The following is a 19,588-nucleotide window of genomic DNA, read 5'->3' as shown; positions in this document are numbered from 1 at the left end:
CACAGACTGCCGCCCCTCGGGTGCCTGGCCGCGTGCGAGCCGGGCCTGCCCGGATGGCTCGATACTGGCATGGCGACCGCGTCGGAGACAACAGGATGTGAGCGGCAGTTTGCTCCGAAAGTCTCGAAGGATCGCGAACTGAGGTCACTGTGAACTCGGCCAAAGACCCAGGTTATCGCCATGAGTTGGCGCGTTCGTGCGAATGTTCGGTGAACCGGGATTCTCGTATGTAACCCTTGTCACGGCAAAAAGTTAGTTGCTATTCTCGCTGTTGGTTCAGCCGTCGACGCCGCCGGGCCCATTCGGCGGCGAACTCCGACGGTCCGAGAGGAGTTCCTGCATGACCACCGGTGTCCAGACCGACGAACCGATCCGGTCGCGTCGAAACCACTGGAACAACCAGCTCGCCACGCATGCGCTGATGCGCCCGGACGCGGTGGCGATCCGGTTCCGCGGGCAGGACACCACCTGGAAACAGCTGCACGAGCGGTCACTGAAATTCGCCGATGCTCTGGCTCGGCGCGGTGTCGGCTTCGGCGACCGGGTGCTGATTCTGGCGCTCAACTACACCGAGTACCTGGAGGCCGTGTTCGGCATCAACGCGCTGGGCGCGATCGCGGTACCGGTGAACTTCCGGCTCACCCCGCCCGAGGTCGCCTACATCGTGGCCGATTCGGGGGCCGCGGCGATCGTCACCGACTCGCTGCTGCAGCCGCTGGCCACCGGTGTGACGGCGCAGAGCGAGGCGCTGCGTACCTGCGTCGTCATCGGCGGCACCACGGGCGAGGGCGTCATCGGCTACGACGACTTCCTCGCCGAGACCGGCGAACCCCATGTGCCGCAGGACATTCCGGAGGACACTCCGGCGTTGATCATGTACACCTCGGGCACCACCGGCAGCCCCAAGGGCGCGATCCTGTCCTACGAGAATCTGAATGCCCAGGCGCTGACCTGCATTCGGGCGATGAACGCCACCCCCGACAGCATCGGCTTCTGCACCTCGCCGCTGTTCCACATCGCCGGACTGGGCTCCCTCGCCCCGGCGTTCATGCTCGGCTCCAAGACCGTGTTGCATCCGCTCGGCGCGTTCAACGCGACCGAATTCCTCGACGCCATCGAGGCCGAACAGGCCACCACCGCCTTCTGCGTCCCCGCGCAGTGGCAGCTGATCTGCGAGGATCCGACGGTCAAGGAGCGCAAGCTGGCGTTGGAGACGTTGAGCTGGGGAGCGGCGCCCGCCTCGGAGACCGTGCTGCGGGCGATGGCCGAATGCTTCCCGAACGCGCAGAACGTCGCGGTCTTCGGCCAGACCGAGATGTCGCCGATCACCTGCGTACTCGAGGGCAAGGACGCGCTGCGCAAACTGGGCTCGGTCGGTAAGCCCATCCCGACCATCCAGAGCCGCGTCGTCGACGACGAGATGAACGATGTCGCGCCGGGCGAGATCGGCGAGATCGTCTACCGCGGGCCGACCATGATGCAGGGCTACTGGAACAAGCCCGAGGCGACCGCGGAAGCCTTCGCCGGCGGCTGGTTCCACTCCGGTGACCTGGTTCGCCAGGACGAGGAGGGCTTCGTCTGGGTGGTCGACCGCAAGAAGGACATGATCATCTCCGGCGGCGAGAACATCTACTGTGCCGAAGTGGAGAATGTGCTGTTCGCGCATCCGAAGATCCACGAGGCCGCGGTGGTCGGCCGGGCCCACGAGAAGTGGGGCGAGGTGCCGGTGGCCGTGGTCGCGCTGCTCGACGGCGAAACGCTGACCCTCGAGGAGCTGACCCCGTTCCTCAACGAGAACCTCGCCCGGTACAAGCATCCGAAGGATCTGGTGATCGTGCCGGAGCTGCCGCGCAATGCCAGCGGCAAGGTGGTGAAGGTGCAGCTGCGCAAGGAATACGCGGGCTGACCTTCGGGCAAAGGATATGCCCGGCACGGCCGAGAACAGGCCTGCGCCGCATATCCGGTCGTGAACGAGCCGCCGAGTCGACACTCGGCGGCTCGTCGCGGTATCGGCCCCGCGGCCGGGCGTTTCGCTCCGCGAGCGGTGCGAATCAGCCTGCGGCTCAGATCATGTCGTGCTTGGTGAGCCAGTTCATCAGCGGCCAGCCGCAGAAGACCGGCAGCCAGCAGGTCAGTACCCGGTACAGCAGAACGGCCGGCACGCCGATCGCCGCGGGCACGCCGAAGGCGGCCAGACCACCGATCAGCGCCGCCTCCACCGCGCCCACACCACCGGGCGTGGGTGCGGCCGAGGCCAGCGTCCCGCCGATCATCGTCACGACCGTCACGGTCACGAATGTCGTTGCGCCGCCGAATGCTTCGATGGCCGCCCACAGCGCGCCCGCCGCGCCGAGCGTGGTGGTCGCGCAGCCGCCGACGATCATCAGCAGCCGTTTCGGTTCACGCGAGAGCGTGCGCAGTTCCGCGACCACCTCCGCCAGCTGCGGTCGCACCTCGTTGCGCAGCCAGCGCCGCACCGTCGGCACGAACATGGCCGCACCGACCGCGCCCAGCAGACCACCGGCCAGCAGATACAGCACGGTCGCACTCGGCACGAAATGTTCCAGGTTCGCCGAGACACCGGCGGCCACGCTGAAGACGATCAGCAGCACCACGTGCGTGATCACCTGCACCGCCTGGTTCAGTGCCACCGCCGCGGTCGCCTTCACCGTGCCCAGGCCGCTCTTCTGCAGGAATCGCACACTCAGCGCCAGCCCGCCGACCCCGGCGGGCGTGGTGGTCGCGGCGAAGGTGTTGGCGACCTGCATGCCCAGCAGCTTGCGGAAATTCACCGAGGTCCCGGCACATCCCCACAGCGCCATCGCCGCGCCGACATAGGTGGCGGCCGAGATCGTCAAGCCCAGCAGCGCCCACCACCAGTTCGCGGTGCGCAGTTCGGTGAAGAAGGTCGGCACCTGGCTGATGAACGGGTAGGCCACGTACACCAGCGCGATCAGCAGCACCAGCTGCACGATCTGGTTGCGCGAGTAGCGGGTGATCCGCGCGGCCTCGATCCGATCCTTACCGGTTTGCTGGAGTACCTGGGCGCGGACCGTTTTCATCAGTTCGCCGCTGTCGGGCACCGATTTGCGGACCTGGGTGCCGATTCCGTTCTTGGTGAGCCGGCGCGAGGCGTCGAGTACCGCCTGTTCCCCCAGCACGTGAATGGCGGTGGCCACCACCGTTTCCGCCCCGAACAGGGAACTCGTGGTGAGCAACAGCTGCGCGATATCGGCGGAGAAGCGGGAGTCGAAGGCGCCGAATTCCGCCGCCATGAAGCCGCCGAACAGCACCCGCCCCTCGGCGATGCGGATTTCCTCGACTCGCAGATCGCCGTGGGTGATCTGGGCGCGATGCATGTTCTGCAGTGACCGCCAGACGTTGGTCAGCACCACCTCACTGTCGCCGGGGGCCAGCTGCCGGCCCCGGGGCGCGGTGTGCGCGTACAGGGTCCAGCCGCGGCTCAGCGCGGCCACCGTCAGCGGTTTGTTGCTGGCCAGTCCCAGATCGCCGAGCGCGATACCCATCAGTGCGCGATGCTCGACCGCGCGGCGCATCGAGGCGAAGGCGGGGGTGCGTTCGCTGCTGCGGAAGGTCAGCCAGCGCCGGGCCTGCCGCAACATTCCCCAGCTGCGCTGATTCTGTCCGTACATCTCCACGATCAGCTGGCGATGCGGCCCGGTGTCGGCACTCAGCAGCAGCGGTCCGGGACCGGCCGGGCGCAGCACGGTGAATCCGGTGACGGTGTATCCGCGGCCGGCCAGCACCCGGACGGCGGCCTCCAGCGGCACCTCCAATGCCGGAGTGCCGACCAGCAGGACGATCACCGCACCGACGAACCAGCCCACCGCGAGCCCGAACATCGCCCGCGAGGGCACCACCAGACTCACGAACAGGTGCAGCGGCACGAACGCGATCAACAGCGCCCACCACAACCGCCGCCAGGATGCCGGCAGCCAGGGACTGGCCACGGTCAATCCGGCGGCCAGCATCGCGATCCAGCGCGGATCGTCGAGAAATTGCGACAGGAACGTGTCGAGCTGGCGTGGCACCGCCAGATGCCACTGCGGCGCCGAGATTCCGGATTCGGTGATGGACAGCGCCAGGACCGCGATCAGGCCCGCGGTGACGTAGCCGCTGAGCAGTTTCCATTGCATCCGGAAGATCAGGCGAACGAGAATCGCGAAGGGCAATGCCAGAATCGCGATGCCGTAGAGCAGATAGACCAGGTTGGACTGTTCGGGCGTGAGGAAGCCGACGATGTCGGAGACCGATCGCTCCAGGGCTTCCCAGCGCGGCCGGGTGATGAGCGATCCGGCGACCACCACCGCCACCAGCAGGGCGGACAGCACCACGCGAATGATGTCGCTGGTCCGCCTGATCCGCGGCTGCAGCAGACTGCCGGAGACGGGGATCTCCCGCCCGTCTACTCGCATGTCGTATCGAAACTTTCGGATCGAGGGAGCTGCGTCGGTCCCTGGGTCGGCTCGGGTGTGAGTATGCAGGAGGCCGTCCGAGCGCCCGTCGGCAACACGCCGTTCCCCGGGTTCGCGCAGGTGGGCGTGCGCGTACTCCACACGAGCCGACCGAACTCGGGTGGCTGCTCCGCGTCCGGATCTCCGCTCGCTCGGGCCGAGGCCACCGCGCGAGCGCCCGGGTCTTCGCGGACCGGCAGGGCGCAGCGTCACCCGGGCGGTCCCGAGCCGGCCGTGACGGGTTCGAGTGCGTCGGTGTCGCCGACGCTGAAGATACCGCCGGTCATGGTGCCGGTGTCGAGTTCGGCGATCGCGGCCGCGACCAGCTCCGTCGGCACCAGCGCGGGAAAGGAATTGGGGGCGACGGCATTCGCGCGGACCCCGAATTCGGCGAATTCCGCGGCGACATGCCTGGTCAGGTGGTCGAGCGCGGCCTTGGTCGCGGAATACACGGCCTGCCCGCCGGAGTAGACCCGGGATCCGGACAAACTCGAGACGTTGACGATATTGCGATTGCGCGCCCGATTCTCGTCGCCGCGATGCAGCCAGCAACGCTGCGCGAGCCGCGTCGCCAGTCGCAGCGGCACCTCGACGTTCATCGCGAACTGCGGGGCGAGCGCGTCGAGGGCGGTGTCGCCGTCGACCAGGCCGTTCGGCTGCAGATCCAGCTGCGCCGCATTGTTGACCAGCAGATCGACCCCGCCGAATTTCGCCAGTGCCAGATCCACCACTCGCTCGGCCTCGCCCTCGCGGCGCAGATCGGCGCGCACGACGAAGATGCGGGAGTCGTTTTCCGGAACCGGCTGCCAGGGTTCCAGCGGATCGATGAACCATTCCTCCTGGGAGGGCGCGGCCGGAACCCGATTGCGGCAGACGGCCACGATGTCGTAGTCCCGGTAGTACGCGCGGCAGAACGCATCGCCCAATCGCCCACCCGCCCCGGTGAGCAGGCACACTCGACGGCTGTCACCACTGGACAATGCGGTCCCCTCCCCAGCGGCTCGCCGCCTGCTCCTTGGGCCGGTGCAACCACATCACCACACTGTTGCGGGCCGCGGTGTTGGCGCCGAGGAAGGTGTGCCAGGACCGCGGCGTGCATTCGAAGACGACCATCGAATTGTCCAGTGGCGGAACGACCACCGTGGGTGTCGGCTCCGCGGCGCCGATATCGGCGAACAGTCCCGTCTCGCCGCCGTCGCCCGGTTGCCATTCGCCGTTGCCCAGATAGAACAGCACCGCGACGGCGCGCACCATTTCACGCGCCGGCACCCCCGCGGGCCGGGCGCCGGACTTCAGATCGATATCGTCGCCCGGCAGGCCGACCGTGTCCGGCCCGGGCGCCGCCCCCGGGAACCAGGCCGGGGTGAGGTCGTGGTGCGGCCAGCCGCGCGGACTCCCCGGCGGGTGATGATGAAGTGAGCCCTCCACGTCGCCGCTGGCCGGGACGCCGGCGACCCGTTCGATCAGGTCGTGCCAGGCGCGCGACAGGAAGACCTCGAGCGGTCCGTTGCGCATCCGGGTCAGGCTCGCGCCGGAGGCGCCGTAGCCCGCGGCAACCGGACCGAACAGGTCCCGGCGATCGGTGCGCACTCGTTCGAATTCGATCGCGAGCCGCTGGTAGAACTCGGCGACGAAGACGTCGCGGACGTAGACGTGGGGGAAGGGGCGGGTGCGGCGAATCCATCGCCGATGTGCCAGCAGATCGATGAACCAGCGCGGCAACGGCGCCTCGGACAACATACAAGCTCCCTCCCGGACTACCCCGCCGATCTTATTGCCTTCCCGGTACCGCGCCGAGTTCGTCCCGGTTTGTGCAACCATCACCCGGTGGTGCGCGACGTTCGGGTCTGTTTCGTGGGAGATTCTCTGGTTGCGGGACTGGGAGATCCGCAGTGTCTCGGGTGGGCGGGCCGGCTCGCCGGGCGTGCGACAGCGGCAGGAATACCGCTGACCTATTACAACCTCGGGGTGCGACGCCAGACCTCCTCCGATATCGCCGCCCGCTGGGAGGCCGAATGCGGACAGCGATTATCCGGCGAGGTCGACGCGCGGGTCGTCTTCTCCTTCGGCGTCAACGACACGCTGTGGGAAAACGGGGCGATCCGGGTGCCGGCCGACGAGTCCGCGGCCAATCTCCGCCGCATGCTGCGCCGCTGCGCCGAACTCGACTGGACCGTCCTGATGATCGCGCCCCCGCCCTGTATCGACGACGAACAGAACACGCGCACAGTCGAATTGGACGATCGGTTCACCGAAATGTGTTCCGGCGAACAGGTTCAGTATCTTCGCGTTCACCAACCGCTGCGCCACAACGACATCTGGATGCGCGAACTGCGCGTTGGCGACGGCTACCACCCCGGCGCGCCGGGCTACGAGCAACTGGCGGCCATGATCGGCCCGCACTGGCTGCAATGGCTGACCGAACCTCGCACCCGGCTCCCCACGGTGAGCTGATCCGCCGTATTTCTCCGCACCGCGTTTTTCTCCGCACCGATTAGTTAGCGTTGTTCGTCCCGTCTTCATGGTTCGAACGCATCGGCCGACCGGGCCGGTGACAGGTTGCAGAGGAGCAGGTCAATCATGGGGAAGATCGTTGTCGCCGAGTTCGTTTCGCTGGACGGATTCATCCAGGATCCGCTGTGGACCGCACCCTTCTGGTGCGACGGCATCGCGAAGTACAAATCCGGTGAGCTGGAGGCGGTCGACGCCTTGCTGCTGGGCCGCACCACGTATCAGATGTTCGCCGCGTCCTGGCCGGACCACCCGGAAGAGGGTGCGTACAAGGACAAGATGAACAGCATGCCCAAGTATGTGGCGACCGATTCGCTGCGTGAGCTGGAGTGGAACGCTCAGCGCATCGAGGGCGATCTCGCTGCCGGCATCGCGAAACTGCGGACCGAGCAGAACCTGCTGGTCTTCGGCAGCGCTTCGCTGGTGAAGTACCTGCGCGAGCACGAACTGGTCGACGAGTACCGCTTGGTCGTCTACCCCGTCCTGCTGGGCACCGGCCTGCGGCTGTTCGAGTCCGTCGAGCCGGAAGCCACCCTCGCCCTCGCCGAATCCGAGGTGCTCGACAACGGCGTCCTCCTCACCACCTATCGGGTCACCGGCAATTCGGTGGTGCGACCCAGCTTCGGCTGACCGGCCCGCCACTCATTCGCGGTGGCGGACGATATTGAGCACGTTGCCGTCCGGGGCACGGACCAGGAACCGGCGAACTCCCCAGGGCTCGGTGGTGAGGGGATGGACGATCTCGTAGCCGAGGCGTTGCGCCTGCGCATAGGCGGCGTCGACGTCGTCCACCAGCACCGACGCGACGGAGTCCGCGGGCGCGGCCGCGTCCTGCGTGACGAGCTGGATGGTGGCGCCCGTATCCGGGGACGTGTAGCGGGCAACCCAGCCCATATCGAATTCCTCGGTGCTCAGGCCGAGGAATTCGGTGTAGAAATCGCGGGCGGCCTCGATATCGGCCACTCGAAGGTTGGGCAAGATGCGATGGGTGCGCATGCGGTTCTCCTGTCCGCCGGGCATCGGTCGGTAATGCTAGTCCGCCGCGGGGGCGGTGCGGCCCATAATCTCCAGTACCGCCATGGCCGCGTTGTGACCGCCGATTCCGCTCACGCCACCGCCGCGGACCGCGCCGGCACCGCACCGGAAGATGTTGCGATGGCCCGTGCCGACTCCCCACCGAGCGGCGGGCGCGGAATCGTCGTCGGTGCGAAACGGAAAATCCAAGTCGCCGTGGAAGATATGGCCGCGTGGCAGGCCGAGTTCGGCCTCCAATTCCAACGGCGTTCTGGCCTCGATACACGGATCGCCGTTCGCATCCGTGGCGAGACAGCCGGAAAGCGGCTCGGCCAGAACGGCATCCAGTTGTCGCAGCGTCGAAGCCAGCAGTTCGTCGCGTGAGCCGTGCTCGAAAAGAGTTGCCGGAGTGTGCAAACCGAACAGGGTCAGGGTATGCATGCCCTGTTCGGCGGCCTCGGAACCGAGAATCGACGGATCCGTCAGCGTATGGCAGTAGATCTCCGATGGCGGGGCGCTCGGGAATCGCCCGCCGGCCGCCTCGCGATACGCCCGTTCGAGCTGGTCGTATCCCTCCGCGATGTGGAACGTGCCCGAGAACGCCGCGCGCGGATCGATCTCGGTGCGCAGCCGGGGGAGCCGGCGCAGCAGCATGTTCACCTTGAACTGACTGCCCTCGGGCAGCGCGTCGACCGGCTCGCCCAACAGCCGGGCAAGGGTCGCGGGCGCCGCGTTGACCAGGACGTGGCGGGCATCGGCCAGGCCGGATTCGTCCGGCGTGTCGAACCGGACCTGCGCTGTGTCGCCGTCGGTGTCGATCCCGGTCACCGTGCACGACGTGCGCACCCGCGCACCCGCCCGCCGCGCCGCATCGGCGAGGGCATCGGTCAGCGCGCCCATCCCGCCGACCGGCACGTTCCACTCGCCGGTCCCGTTGCCGATCACGTGGTAGAGGAAGCAGCGATTCTGCCGCAACTCCGGATCGTGCGCGTGCGTGAACGTGCCGATCAGCGCATCGGTGAAGACCACCCCGCGCACGGTGTCGTCCCGGAATCGCGCCTCGACGGTTTCGCCGAGCGGCCGCTCGAACAGCATCTCCCAGGCGTCCGGATCGTCGAGCACCCGCTGTAGTTCGGTACGGGTGGGCAGCGGCCGCAGCATGGTCGGAAAGATCCGCTGCGCGGCCCGCGCGGTCGTCGCGTAGAACCGTTGCCACGCCTCGAAATCCGCATCGGATCCGGTGACCCGGCGAAAGCTCTCGCGGGTTCGTCCGGCATCGGCCGTATCGACGAGCAAACCGGTGTCGCCGACCGGCGTGTACGACGAGATCCGCCGCTCGCGGGTCCGGAACCGCAGATCCAGATCCCGGACGATCCGATCCGGAAGCAGACTCACCAGATACGAATACCGCGACAGTCGCGCATCGATCCCGGCGAACACCCGCTCCGACACCGCCGCTCCACCGGTATGGTCCTGCCGCTCGAGGACCAGTACCGACAGTCCGGCGCGCGCCAGGTACGCCGCGGCCACCAGCCCGTTGTGCCCGCCGCCGACGATGACGACGTCATAGGAGTCGCGCATCAGCCCTGGATATCACGAATCCGCGCGACCCGCGTCCGATCCGCCGGGTGTCGCGGACTTGCGCACCAGCAGATATCCGTGCGGGCACCGCTCGTCGGGTTCCGGGGGTCGCACCATCCGGGCCACCGGGACGAACCCGTGCGGCCGCAGCATCTGCGTGAGGCGTTCGGGAGACCACCGCACCACCGGCGCCACCTTGTGGTCGTACGGTTGCCGGTCGGCGCCGTCGTCGGCCGCCTGAAACGCCAGCATGAGATAACCTCCGGCGGCCAGTGCGCGAGCGAATTCCGTGAACAGATCCGGCAATTGCTCCGGCTGCATATGAATGATGCTGTACCAGGCCACAATTGCGCCGAACCCGCCGTCGGCGACGTCCAGCTTCTCCATCGAGCCCTGTTCGAATCGCAGATGCGGATGGACCTCGCGGGCCATCCGGATCATTTCCGCCGAGGCGTCGAGCCCGAAGGCGTTCAGCCCCAACCCATCCAGATATCCGGTGATCCGGCCCGGACCACATCCCAGGTCTGCCACCGGCCCGCGGTCCTCGGCCTGTACCAGCTCCGCGAACAGCCCCAGCATCGCCCGATCGACCGGCGCGTTCACCATCGCATCTCGGAAGAGGTTGGTATAGAGCTCCGCCACCCCGTCGTATGCGGCCGCGACCGCATCGGAATTCGCACTCACTCCGGCAGCCTACCCACGCCGAGCCCGGACCCTTCCGGGTTTCGGCGCGTAGGGTCGCGGCATGGCCACCTCGACGCAGCACCGGGAGGCGGACGGATGAGAACGCTCACCTCCCGCATCGTGTATCGAAATCCCTGGATCGAGGTCCGCGAGGACAGTATTCGCCGCGCCGACGGCTCCACCGGCATCTACGGCGTGGTCCACCGGGCGGAATTCGCGGTGGTGGTGCCGCTGGAGGGCGACCGGCTGCATCTGGTCGAGCAGTTCAGATACCCACTGGGACAACGGTGCTGGGAGTTTCCGGCGGGCGCGCTGCCGGGTGGCGAGTCCGACGACCCGGTCGAGATCGCCCGCCGCGAACTGCGCGAGGAGACCGGTCTGCGCGCCGCCGACCTCACCCACCTCGGCATCCTCGACGCCGCACCGGCCACGCTGGCCCAACGCGGCCACGCCTACCTGGCCACCGGTCTCACCGCGGGCGAACCCGAACGCGAACCCGAAGAACAGGACATGCGGTCCCAGTGGTTCGAGCGCGGCGTCGTGGAACGGATGATCCGCACCGGCGAGATCACCGACTCGCAGACCATCGCCGCCTACGGGCTGCTCCTGCTCCACGAGCGCCGCTGATCCGGCGGTGGTCAACGCCTCCGGGCTCGGAAAACGCTGTCCCGCAGTGTGATCGACTCCCCGTTCGAACGGACGACCGATCGCGTCCGGCTCTCGACCAGCTGAACATCCCAGCGATCCGGCGCCAATCCGGCGGCAATCTGCTCGGCGGTGACGTGCACGTGGGAAGCGGAGGTGTGGGCGGCCGACTCGTGATCCCCGGGGGCGTGGCCGACGATGAACAGCGTTCCGCCCGGCGCCACGGCGGCGGCCAGGCGCTCGAACAGGGCGTCGTTCGAATCGACCGGGTGTACGTAGCATGCGCAGACCAGGTCGAAGCGGTTCTCGCCCGCGTCCCACTGCGTCATATCCGCTGCGTGCCAATCGATTCGGCCGGCGACATCGCGGCCGGCCCGATCGGCGCGCTCCCTGCCGCGCGCGACGGCCGCCGCCGCGATGTCGACGGCGGTGACCCGCCAGCCCTGCCGGGCCAGCCAGATCGCCTCCGCGCCCTCACCGCAGCCGGCGTCCAGGGCCGTGCCGGGCGGCAGGCCGGCGAGTTCGCCGGTGAGGTGGGGATTGGGTTCGCTCTCCGACGCCGAACCGGCGCCGTGATAACGCTGTTCCCAATACTGCCGGTCGAATTCACGCCCGGCGGAGCCGTGCCGATGCTCGTGGTGTGCGTGGTCACCGGTCGGGTCGCCGCCGGTCGGATGGCTGCCGCTCATGTCGGCTCCTTCGGTGGGGTGCGAGTTCACAGGCCGTGGCGCCGATCGCCGAGCACGCGGTCGGCGAGCTCCCTCTCATCGTCGGCGGAGAATCCGCGTCGATGCCGTTCCACCGCCCGGCGCGTCTCCTCCTCCACCAGATCGGCATTGATCTGCGCGGCCGCGAACGCGCCCGCGGCGGCCGCCGCACCCACCTGTGCGCTCAGGTCGGTGACATTGCCCGCCGCCCACACGCCCGGAACGTCGGTGCGGCCCATCGCATCGGTGGCAATGTATTCGCCTGCGCCCGAGGGATGGTCGACAGGCTCGAGACCGAGTTTGCGAAGGATCTCGGATCGCGCGACCATGCGTGGGCCGACGGTGATCACCTCGCGTGCCACCACCGTTCCGTCGGCGAGCCGCACACCGGTGATGTGGTCTCCGGCGACCTCCAGCGCCGCCACTTCCCCCGTGATCACCGGAATGCCCCGCGCGGCAAGCTTTTCCGCCTCCGCGCCGCCGGGTGCGTCCATGGTGTGGGTGAACAGGACGACATCGTCGGTCCACTGCCGGAACAGCAGCGCGCCGTGGACGGACATCGGGCCGTTGGCGATCACCCCGATCCCGCGGTCCCGGACCTCCCATCCGTGGCAGTACGGGCAGTGCACGACATCGCGGCCCCAGCGTTCCCGCAGGCCCGCGATCTCCGGAATCTCGTCGACCAAGCCGGTGGTCACCAGCAGGCGGCGCGCTCGCACGGTCCGCCCGTCCGCGAGTTCGAGGAGAAATTCGCCGTCCTCGCGGACAGCGCCGGTGATCTCACCGGACACGATGTGCCCGCCGTAGCCGCGCACCTCGGTGCGGCCACGGGCGAGCAGTTCCGCCGGCGGCATCCCTTCCCGGCCGAGCAATCCGTGCACCCCGTCGGCCGGGGCGTTGCGGGGTGCGCCGGCGTCGACCACCGCCACCGATCGGCGGGCCCGCGCCAGCATCAACGCGCCGTTCAACCCCGCTGCCCCACCGCCGACGATCACCACGTCGTAGTTGCTGTTCAGCTCATCGGTCACCATGACCACCTCCTGGCGTCCACCGTGCCGGATACGTGGAGAACATGGCAAATATCTTTGCTGAAATGGCAAACTAGGGGCATGGACGAGAACCTGGACCGAGCGCTCGACGCCGTGGGCCCGCGGCTGCGCGCACTGCGGCAACAACGCCAGACCACGCTCGCCGATCTGTCCACGACGACCGGCATCTCGGTGAGCACCCTGTCCCGCCTGGAATCGGGCGACCGCAAGCCGACCCTCGAACTGCTGCTGCCGCTGGCCCGGGCCCACGGCGTCACGCTCGACGAACTCGTCGACGCCCCGCCCACCGGCGACCCGCGCATCCATCTGCGACCGATCACCCGGCACGGGATGACCATGCTGCCGCTGACCCGGCGCGCGGGCGGCATTCAGGCCTACAAGATGGTGATCCACCCCGAGAACCGCCGCGGCGAACCGGATCCGCAGACCCACGAGGGGTACGAGTGGCTCTACGTCCTCAACGGACGTCTCCGCCTGATCCTCGGCGAACACGACCTCGTGCTGGCCCCGGGCGAGGCCGCCGAATTCGATACTCGCGTCCCGCACTGGTTCGGCCCGGCCGACGAACAGTCCGTCGAATTCCTGAGCCTGTTCGGCAAACAGGGCGAGCGCGCCCACGTGCGCGCCCGCCCCAGAGCCGGCGGGGACTAGCGTCCGGCCATATCCAGCGCGGCCAGATGGCTGAACAGCACCGATGCCCCGATCGGATTACCGCCGCCGGGATAGACGGTTCCGCTCACCGCGGCCATGGTGTTACCCGCGGCGTACAGCCCGGGAATCGGGGTGCCGGATTCGTTCAGCACCCGAGCGGTCGTATCGGTGCGCAACCCGCCCTTGGTGCCCAGGTCGGAGATGCCGAAGGCGGCGGCGTGGAAAGGTCCCTTCCGAATCGGCACCAGCGGCGACTTTCCTTCCGAGAAGGCGCGATCGTAGGCCTCGTCACCGCGCCCGAAATCCTCGTCGACGCCGCGGTCGGCGAAGTCGTTGAATCGGTTCACGGTGTCGGCCAGCGCCTGCGCCGCAACGCCGATCTTCTCGGCGAGTTCGTCCAGGGTCGCCGCACTGTGCCGCAGCCCCGCCCGCACATACTCCTCGTGATCGACCATCGGCACGTTGCTGGCCTGCACCGGTGGTACCGGGCCGGCGCTGTCGTCGTAGATCATCCAGAACGGCAGTGTCATGGAACCCCCGTCCAGGCGGGCGATGATGTCGCGGCCCAGCCGGTCGTAGGGTGCGGATTCGTTGACGAAACGCTGTCCCGCCCCGTCGACGAATATGCCCCCGGTGAACCACAGTGCGAACGCCGCACGGCCGTCGGGATGAATCATTCCCGGCGACCACCACGCTTGATCCATCAGATCGGTATCGGCGCCGACCGCCATTCCGGCCTCGTGCGCCCTGCCCTGATTTCCCCAGGGCCCCATGGTGTCCCGCGCTCGTCCGGGGACGCCGAAGCGCCGGCGCAGGTCGTCGTTGCCTTCGAAACCGCCCGCCGCCAGCAGGACTCCCTTGCGGGCCCGGATGGCGACTCGCGTGCCCTCGCGTTGCACGATCGCGCCGACCACCGCGCCGTTCTCGGTGACCAGCTCGACGAGCGGGGTGTTCAGCTGCAGCGAGACGTGGGGGTACTTCGACAGCGCCAGCAGGAACCGCCCGACCAGGGCGCGGCCGCCGATCAGATATTTCGGCTGCGGCTCGCCCAGCCGATCGGTCCCCAGCGGGCCGCGCACGGCTGCGGCGAGTTCCCCCAGCGTCGCGGCGGGCAGCGGCGCCGGAACGATATGACGCTTACCGTCGGTACGAGCCTTCGGCGCCGCCCCGAAATAGTCCGGCCACGGGAACATCTGGAATTCGAAACTGTCGTCGCTCTCCAGGTACTCGATCACCCGGGCGCCGTTGCGGATATAGGTCTCCTGCAGGTCGGCGGGTGTGCGATCACCGACGACCGCGCGGAAATAGGTGAGCGCGTCCTCGAAGGTGTCGTCCACACCGGCCCGCCGCAGCACCGGGTTGCACGGAAACCACACTCCGCCGCCGCCCGAATACGAGGTGGTGCCGCCGAATTTCTCGGTCGCCTCCACCACGGCCACCGAAAGTCCCTCCCGCGCAGCGGTATAGGCGCCGGCCAAACCGCCGCCCGAACCCGCGACCAGTACATCGACTTCTTCGTTCCAGTCCGTCACCGCACACTCCCAGCACTCGTCTGTGCTCACGGTAAGCGCTCGGCGCGCACGCGTCACCGATCATCCCGATGGGCAGGAACGGGGTGGTCGCCGCGGCCGATCCGTGTCACCGCGATACAACCGGCGGTTGTGGCCGCGCGCGTGTCGGTTGTTTGCGCGCCGCCCGGGCCGATTGCTTCGATCCCCTCGATGATGAATCGTTCGCTGGGCACCTCGTTCACCCGGCTCTGGTCCGCCTACGCGGTGAGCACCTTCGGCACCTACCTGGCTCTGGATGCGCTACCCCTGATCGCGATCCGCGTGCTGCACACCGGACCAAGCGCGGTCTCGGCACTGGCCGCCGCCGGTCTCGCGGTCGGCGTGTTGCTCGCCCTGCCGCTCGGTCCCTGGGTCGAGTACCGGCCGAAACGTCCGGTGATGGTCGCGACCGATCTGCTGCGCTTCGCCGCCATGCTCAGTATTCCGGTCGCCTTCGCCTTCGGCGTACTCGGTTACGCGCAACTGCTCGTCGTCTCCGTCGTGGTGGCCGCGGCCGATATCGCCTTCCGCGCGGCGAGTGGCGCCTACCTGAAAAGCGTTGTCTCGCGGGAGGATCTGCTCGCCGCCAACGGCAGATTCGAATCCACCACCTGGACCGCGACCGCGCTGGGGCCGCCGCTGGGCGGTACCGCGATCGGATTGTTCGGTCCGGTCACGACCGTCCTCGCGGACGCGTGCAGCTATCTGCTGTCCGCCGCGGCGCTCGGCTCGATCCGCGCCGGCGAACCGCGTCCGGATCGCGGGAAGGCCGCGCGCACCCGCGCCGCCGATCTGTTCGCGGGCTGGCGCTATCTGCTGGCCCATCCTGGACTGCGGCCGCTGTTTCTCAACTCCGTCGCCGTGAACGGGCTGATCATGGCGACCGCGCCGGTGCTGGCCGTGCTGATGCTCGGTCGCCTCGGCTTTCCGACCTGGCAGTACGGGCTGGCATTCGGAATCCCCTGCCTGGCGGGCCTGCTCGGCTCCCGGCTGTCGCCCCGGCTGGTCCGGCGGTACGGGGAACGCCGGATCGTCCTGGTCGCCGGCAGCCTGAGGGCCTGCTGGCCGATCGGATTGGCAGGGATCACCGCGGGGCTCGATGGTCTGGTGCTGGTGATTCTCGTCGAGGCCGGTCTCATCGCGAGCATCGGGATCTTCAATCCTGTGATGGCGACCTACCGCCTGCAGCGCACGGATCCGGGAGTGGTGGCACGCATGCTGACGGCGTGGTCGATCACCGGAAAGGCCACGACCGCGATACTGACCGCACTCTGGGGCGTGCTGGCGCAACTCACCGGCCCGCGCACCGCACTCGCCGTCGCCGGTGTGCTGTTGCTGGCCACGCCGTTGCTGCTGTTCCGAGGCGGATACGTCGACGCGGACGCCGCGGTGGAACCGCAGCCGGCGCCGGAGCCGATGCGGCAGGGGTGACCGGCGACCCGGGTGATGAGCGACCCGGGTGATGAGTGACACAGTGCCGTGCCGCTGTCCGGCGCCTAAATTCGTTAATTAGCGAAATGCCGAAGGATGGTGGATGTGCGCGACAGCGGATCGGTCCGCGCGGGAGACCTCGCGGAGGTGAGCGAGGCCGAATGCGAGATGCTCGAGGAATGCAAGGCCCTGGCCAACCGGACCAGGCTGCAGATCCTGCACTGGCTCAAAGATCCGCACGCGAATTTCGCTGAGCTGGACCAGGATTCGGCTGAACTCGGCGTGTGCGTCGGACTGATCCAACGGCGGGCCGGAACGTCGGCCTCGACCATCTCCGCCCACCTGGCGGTACTGCAGCGCGCGGGCTTCCTCGTCGCCACCCGGCGCGGGCAGTGGACGTACTACCGCCGCGACGAGGCCCGCATCCGGCACTTCACCGACCGACTACACCGCGTGCTCTGATCCACGCACCCCGAGTACGAAAGGCAGCGACCATGCCTACCGCCACTGGGCCCTCCGCCCTGTCCATCCTCGACCTGGCGTCGGTGGCACCCGGCGCGACCGCGCGCGAGAGTTTCGCCAACAGCGTCGCCCTCGCCCAGGCCGCCGAGCGCAGCGGATATCGGCGCGTCTGGTACGCCGAACACCACAACATGCGCTCGATCGCATCCAGCGCCACCAGCGTGCTCATCGGCCATGTGGCCGAACACACCGAGACCATCCGGCTCGGTGCGGGCGGCATTATGCTGCCCAACCATTCCCCGCTGGTCATCGCCGAACAGTTCGGCACTCTCGAAACGCTCTTCCCCGGCCGCATCGATCTCGGCCTCGGCCGCGCGCCCGGCAGCGATCAGAAGACGATGCTCGCCCTGCGCCGCGATCCGCATTCGGCCGACTCGTTCCCGCAAGACGTTCTGGAGCTGCAGGGATACCTGAGCGGCCGGTCGCGGATCCCCGGGGTGGAGGCCGTGCCGCGTGCGCAAGGCATCGTGCCGCTCTACATTCTGGGTTCCTCGCTGTTCGGCGCCCAGCTCGCGGCGCATCTCGGCCTCCCGTACGCGTTCGCATCGCACTTCGCACCCGACGCACTCCACCAGGCGGTCCAGGTCTACCGCGAGAAGTTCCAAGCCTCCGAACAGCTTTCCGAACCGTATGTGATGGCCGGCGCCAACGTGTTCGCCGCCGAGACCCACGACGCGGCGATCGCGCAGAAGACCGTCTCCTACCGGGCCCGCGCCCGCATGATGATCTCCCGCGGCGCCGGCACGGCGACCTTTACCGACGCGGAGATCGACGCCTTCCTCGCTTCCCCGAACGGCGCCCAGCTGTCCTCGATGACGCGCTACACCGCCGCCGGCACCGCCGACGAAGTGCGCGACTACCTCGACGAATTCGCCGCCTCGATCGGCGCCGACGAGCTGATTCTCGTCCACCACGCCACCGATATCGCCGACCGCGTCCTATCGGTCGAACTGACCGCGTCCGCGATGCTCGCCGAGCGAGCGGCCAACTGAAACGGCCGGGCCCGTTGCTACGGGCCCGGCCGTTGTCGGCTCACCTGGGGTCGGCTACTTCGTGGCCGTCGTGGTCGGCGCCGCCGATGTGGTGGTCGGCTGCGTCGTCGTCGGCTCGGTGGTGGTCGACTGGGTAGTGGGCGGTGCCGTGGTCTCGACCGGGGCCGCGACCTGCGTCCGAGCCGGCGGTTCGGCCGGCGCGACGGTGGTAGTCGTGGTGGCCGGGGCCTGCGTGGTGGTCGGCGCCGTGCTGCTGCTGGTGGTCGTCGGCGTCGCGGTCGTCGGCGCGGGCGCAGTGGTGGTCGGTGCCGGGCTCGTGGTCGTCGCCGCCTTGGCGTCCGCCGCCTTGGTGTCCTGGACGGTCTTGTATGCCGCCTGGACGTCGGCCTGGGTCGGCTGCGACTTCGGGTCGATCTGCTGACCCGCCTGCGCCTGCTGCGCCAGATGGGTGAGCCACGCCGCCGCATACTCGGCCGAGGTCATCGGCTTGCCGTTCGCGGCATCCGAATCGCGCCAGTAGTCGAAGTGGTGACCGGTGCCGTTGGGGCCCAGGGTCAGCTGGTACGGATCACTCATGATCACCGGGATCGTGTTCTGGTTGGTGACGATCAGGCCGATGATCTCGTTGAGCACCTTCTGCGGCAGATAGGCCAGCGGCGCCATCTGATCGGTCGAAATCGACTGTGCCGGAGCGGGTGCGGGCGGATTGTCGCCCGGCTTGTAGCCCGGCTCGGACACCTTCAGCAGCACCTGCAGGAAGGTCTCGTTACTGGCCATCCAATTCGGCTGCGATGCGATGTAGGAGAAGGCGTTCATCGCGATCCGGCCCAGCGTGACCGCCACGTCCTGACCCGTCGCGGGCGTCAGCCCCTCGTTCTGCAAGGCGTCGACGTTCAACTGCCGGCCCACGTTCGCGGCCAGCTGCAGCAGCGAAATGTTCTGCGGCGCAGCGCACGTGAGATCGCCTTCGGAGCAGAAGGAGGCGACCTTGCCGTTCAGCGCACCGAAGTCGCCGGCCTGGTCGGGCAGCGCGCCCTGTCCGGAGATCGGCTTGTTGCCGTTCTGGTAGTTCTGATCGAAACCGTCGGGATGGTTGGGATCCTGGGCGCCGGGGAACGGGCCATCGCCCGCGGTACGACCGGCATCCGCCAGAATCACCACGCCCAGAACATTTTTCGGGTCGACGACATCGTATTTGCCGTCGGCGCCCGGCTGATCGTGGCCGATGCCCATGGCCACGCGGCGCGCGACGTCGGCGCCCTCGCTGTAGCCGACGATGGAGAACTTGGTGTCCGGGCAGGCCTGCGCGATGTCGTGCATGACCTTCTCGGCATTGGCCACACCGGTGTCGACCGCTTGCTCGTAGGTGCTCATATTCGCCGGATACGCGACGTACACCGCGGCATAGGAACCCGGATCGACCTTGTCGGCGGGTGCGTTGACCACCGGATCGACCCAGTGACTGCTGTAATCACTCGACAGCGCCGCCGGCAGCGCATTGCCGTTCGCGTCGACCAGCATGGCCGTCTTGTTCGGGTCCGGGCTGTCGTTGCGACCGGCCACCGAGATGGTCACCATGTCATGACATTCGGTGACCGACGAGGTGAGCCGCGTATCGCGGGTCTCGGGCGTCGCCATCAGGCCCCACGAGGCCGCGACAATGGCCGCCACCCCCAAAACTGCTGGTCCGGCGGCCGCGGAGGCAATGCGGTGCCGTTTGATGAACTCGCGAAGAGCCATGTCCTGATCCCCAATTCGGTCCGACAAGAAAGCGGG

The 19,588-nt window shown here is 68.2% G+C and carries 18 protein-coding genes; 8 read left to right on the top strand and 10 right to left on the bottom strand.

The window, feature by feature from the left end; translation table 11 throughout:
* The first annotated feature begins 340 nt into the window (after positions 1-340).
* Complete coding sequence (gene fadD5, locus ACPCUW_RS08070) at positions 341-1,906, top strand: fatty-acid--CoA ligase FadD5 (RefSeq protein WP_423424155.1); 1,566 nt, start codon at positions 341-343, stop codon at positions 1,904-1,906.
* A gap of 157 nt (positions 1,907-2,063) precedes the next feature.
* Here fadD5 and ACPCUW_RS08065 read toward each other — a convergent pair whose 3' ends face one another.
* From ACPCUW_RS08065 to ACPCUW_RS08055, 3 genes are all read right to left on the bottom strand, one after another.
* Positions 2,064-4,436 (bottom strand): lysylphosphatidylglycerol synthase transmembrane domain-containing protein, encoded by a 2,373-nt coding sequence (locus ACPCUW_RS08065; protein WP_305780996.1) that lies wholly within the window; start codon positions 4,434-4,436, stop codon positions 2,064-2,066.
* Between the two features lie 248 nt (positions 4,437-4,684).
* Positions 4,685-5,455 carry an SDR family NAD(P)-dependent oxidoreductase gene (locus ACPCUW_RS08060; RefSeq protein WP_423424154.1) on the bottom strand — a complete coding sequence of 257 codons (771 nt, stop codon included), beginning with the start codon at positions 5,453-5,455 and terminating at the stop codon, positions 4,685-4,687.
* Positions 5,442-6,215: a 2OG-Fe(II) oxygenase family protein gene (locus tag ACPCUW_RS08055; RefSeq protein WP_064906326.1), complete on the bottom strand. Its 774-nt coding sequence runs from the start codon at positions 6,213-6,215 to the stop codon at positions 5,442-5,444. The genes ACPCUW_RS08060 and ACPCUW_RS08055 overlap by 14 nt, the downstream gene beginning before the upstream one ends.
* 114 nt (positions 6,216-6,329) lie before the next feature.
* Here ACPCUW_RS08055 and ACPCUW_RS08050 point away from each other — a divergent pair, with 114 nt between their 5' ends.
* A complete protein-coding gene (locus ACPCUW_RS08050) occupies positions 6,330-6,929 on the top strand; it encodes a GDSL-type esterase/lipase family protein (RefSeq protein WP_305780997.1) in 600 nt (199 codons plus the stop codon).
* Positions 6,930-7,055: 126 nt separating this feature from the next.
* Positions 7,056-7,616 carry a dihydrofolate reductase family protein gene (locus ACPCUW_RS08045; RefSeq protein WP_423424153.1) on the top strand — a complete coding sequence of 187 codons (561 nt, stop codon included), beginning with the start codon at positions 7,056-7,058 and terminating at the stop codon, positions 7,614-7,616.
* 12 nt (positions 7,617-7,628) lie between these two features.
* Here ACPCUW_RS08045 and ACPCUW_RS08040 read toward each other — a convergent pair whose 3' ends face one another.
* The 3 genes from ACPCUW_RS08040 to ACPCUW_RS08030 are packed head-to-tail and all read right to left on the bottom strand — an operon-like array spanning position 7,629 to position 10,265.
* Positions 7,629-7,982, bottom strand: coding sequence for a glyoxalase superfamily protein (locus ACPCUW_RS08040; RefSeq protein ID WP_305780999.1), 354 nt, complete (start codon positions 7,980-7,982; stop codon positions 7,629-7,631).
* A gap of 36 nt (positions 7,983-8,018) precedes the next feature.
* Positions 8,019-9,581 carry a phytoene desaturase family protein gene (locus tag ACPCUW_RS08035; RefSeq protein WP_423424152.1) on the bottom strand — a complete coding sequence of 521 codons (1,563 nt, stop codon included), beginning with the start codon at positions 9,579-9,581 and terminating at the stop codon, positions 8,019-8,021.
* Positions 9,582-9,593: 12 nt separating this feature from the next.
* Positions 9,594-10,265 carry a class I SAM-dependent DNA methyltransferase gene (locus ACPCUW_RS08030; protein WP_305781001.1) on the bottom strand — a complete coding sequence of 224 codons (672 nt, stop codon included), beginning with the start codon at positions 10,263-10,265 and terminating at the stop codon, positions 9,594-9,596.
* Between the two features lie 96 nt (positions 10,266-10,361).
* Here ACPCUW_RS08030 and ACPCUW_RS08025 point away from each other — a divergent pair, with 96 nt between their 5' ends.
* On the top strand, positions 10,362-10,892 hold the full coding sequence (locus ACPCUW_RS08025; RefSeq protein ID WP_063014322.1) for an NUDIX domain-containing protein: 531 nt from the start codon (positions 10,362-10,364) through the stop codon (positions 10,890-10,892).
* A gap of 11 nt (positions 10,893-10,903) precedes the next feature.
* Here the strand turns inward: ACPCUW_RS08025 and ACPCUW_RS08020 are convergent, their stop codons facing one another.
* Both ACPCUW_RS08020 and ACPCUW_RS08015 read right to left on the bottom strand, forming a co-directional pair.
* Positions 10,904-11,599, bottom strand: a complete 696-nt coding sequence (locus ACPCUW_RS08020) for a methyltransferase domain-containing protein (RefSeq protein ID WP_423424151.1) — start codon at positions 11,597-11,599, stop codon at positions 10,904-10,906.
* A 26-nt stretch (positions 11,600-11,625) separates the two neighbouring features.
* Complete coding sequence (locus ACPCUW_RS08015; RefSeq protein ID WP_305781003.1) at positions 11,626-12,648, bottom strand: NAD(P)/FAD-dependent oxidoreductase; 1,023 nt, start codon at positions 12,646-12,648, stop codon at positions 11,626-11,628.
* Between the two features lie 78 nt (positions 12,649-12,726).
* Here ACPCUW_RS08015 and ACPCUW_RS08010 point away from each other — a divergent pair, with 78 nt between their 5' ends.
* Positions 12,727-13,317 carry a helix-turn-helix domain-containing protein gene (locus tag ACPCUW_RS08010; RefSeq protein ID WP_063014320.1) on the top strand — a complete coding sequence of 197 codons (591 nt, stop codon included), beginning with the start codon at positions 12,727-12,729 and terminating at the stop codon, positions 13,315-13,317.
* Here ACPCUW_RS08010 and ACPCUW_RS08005 read toward each other — a convergent pair.
* A complete protein-coding gene (locus tag ACPCUW_RS08005) occupies positions 13,314-14,849 on the bottom strand; it encodes an FAD-binding protein (protein ID WP_423424150.1) in 1,536 nt (511 codons plus the stop codon). The two genes, ACPCUW_RS08010 and ACPCUW_RS08005, sit on opposite strands and share 4 nt — an antisense overlap.
* A gap of 189 nt (positions 14,850-15,038) precedes the next feature.
* Here ACPCUW_RS08005 and ACPCUW_RS08000 point away from each other — a divergent pair, with 189 nt between their 5' ends.
* The 3 genes from ACPCUW_RS08000 (at position 15,039) to ACPCUW_RS07990 (ending at position 17,812) form a co-directional block, all read left to right on the top strand.
* Positions 15,039-16,298 (top strand): MFS transporter, encoded by a 1,260-nt coding sequence (locus tag ACPCUW_RS08000; protein WP_423424149.1) that lies wholly within the window; start codon positions 15,039-15,041, stop codon positions 16,296-16,298.
* A 105-nt stretch (positions 16,299-16,403) separates the two neighbouring features.
* Complete coding sequence (locus tag ACPCUW_RS07995) at positions 16,404-16,760, top strand: ArsR/SmtB family transcription factor (protein WP_305781006.1); 357 nt, start codon at positions 16,404-16,406, stop codon at positions 16,758-16,760.
* 32 nt (positions 16,761-16,792) lie between these two features.
* Positions 16,793-17,812 carry an LLM class flavin-dependent oxidoreductase gene (locus ACPCUW_RS07990; protein WP_423424148.1) on the top strand — a complete coding sequence of 340 codons (1,020 nt, stop codon included), beginning with the start codon at positions 16,793-16,795 and terminating at the stop codon, positions 17,810-17,812.
* A 54-nt stretch (positions 17,813-17,866) separates the two neighbouring features.
* Here the strand turns inward: ACPCUW_RS07990 and ACPCUW_RS07985 are convergent, their stop codons facing one another.
* The gene (locus ACPCUW_RS07985; protein ID WP_218399546.1) at positions 17,867-19,552 is read right to left on the bottom strand and encodes a cutinase family protein; all 1,686 of its coding nucleotides are present in this window, start codon (positions 19,550-19,552) and stop codon (positions 17,867-17,869) included.
* Positions 19,553-19,588 lie beyond the last annotated feature (36 nt).

The organism is Nocardia sp. AB354, from assembly GCF_049538315.1.
Taxonomy (GTDB): domain Bacteria; phylum Actinomycetota; class Actinomycetes; order Mycobacteriales; family Mycobacteriaceae; genus Nocardia; species Nocardia nova.
Note: the sequence above shows the minus strand (reverse complement) of the source record. Positions and strands in the feature narration are given on the sequence as shown.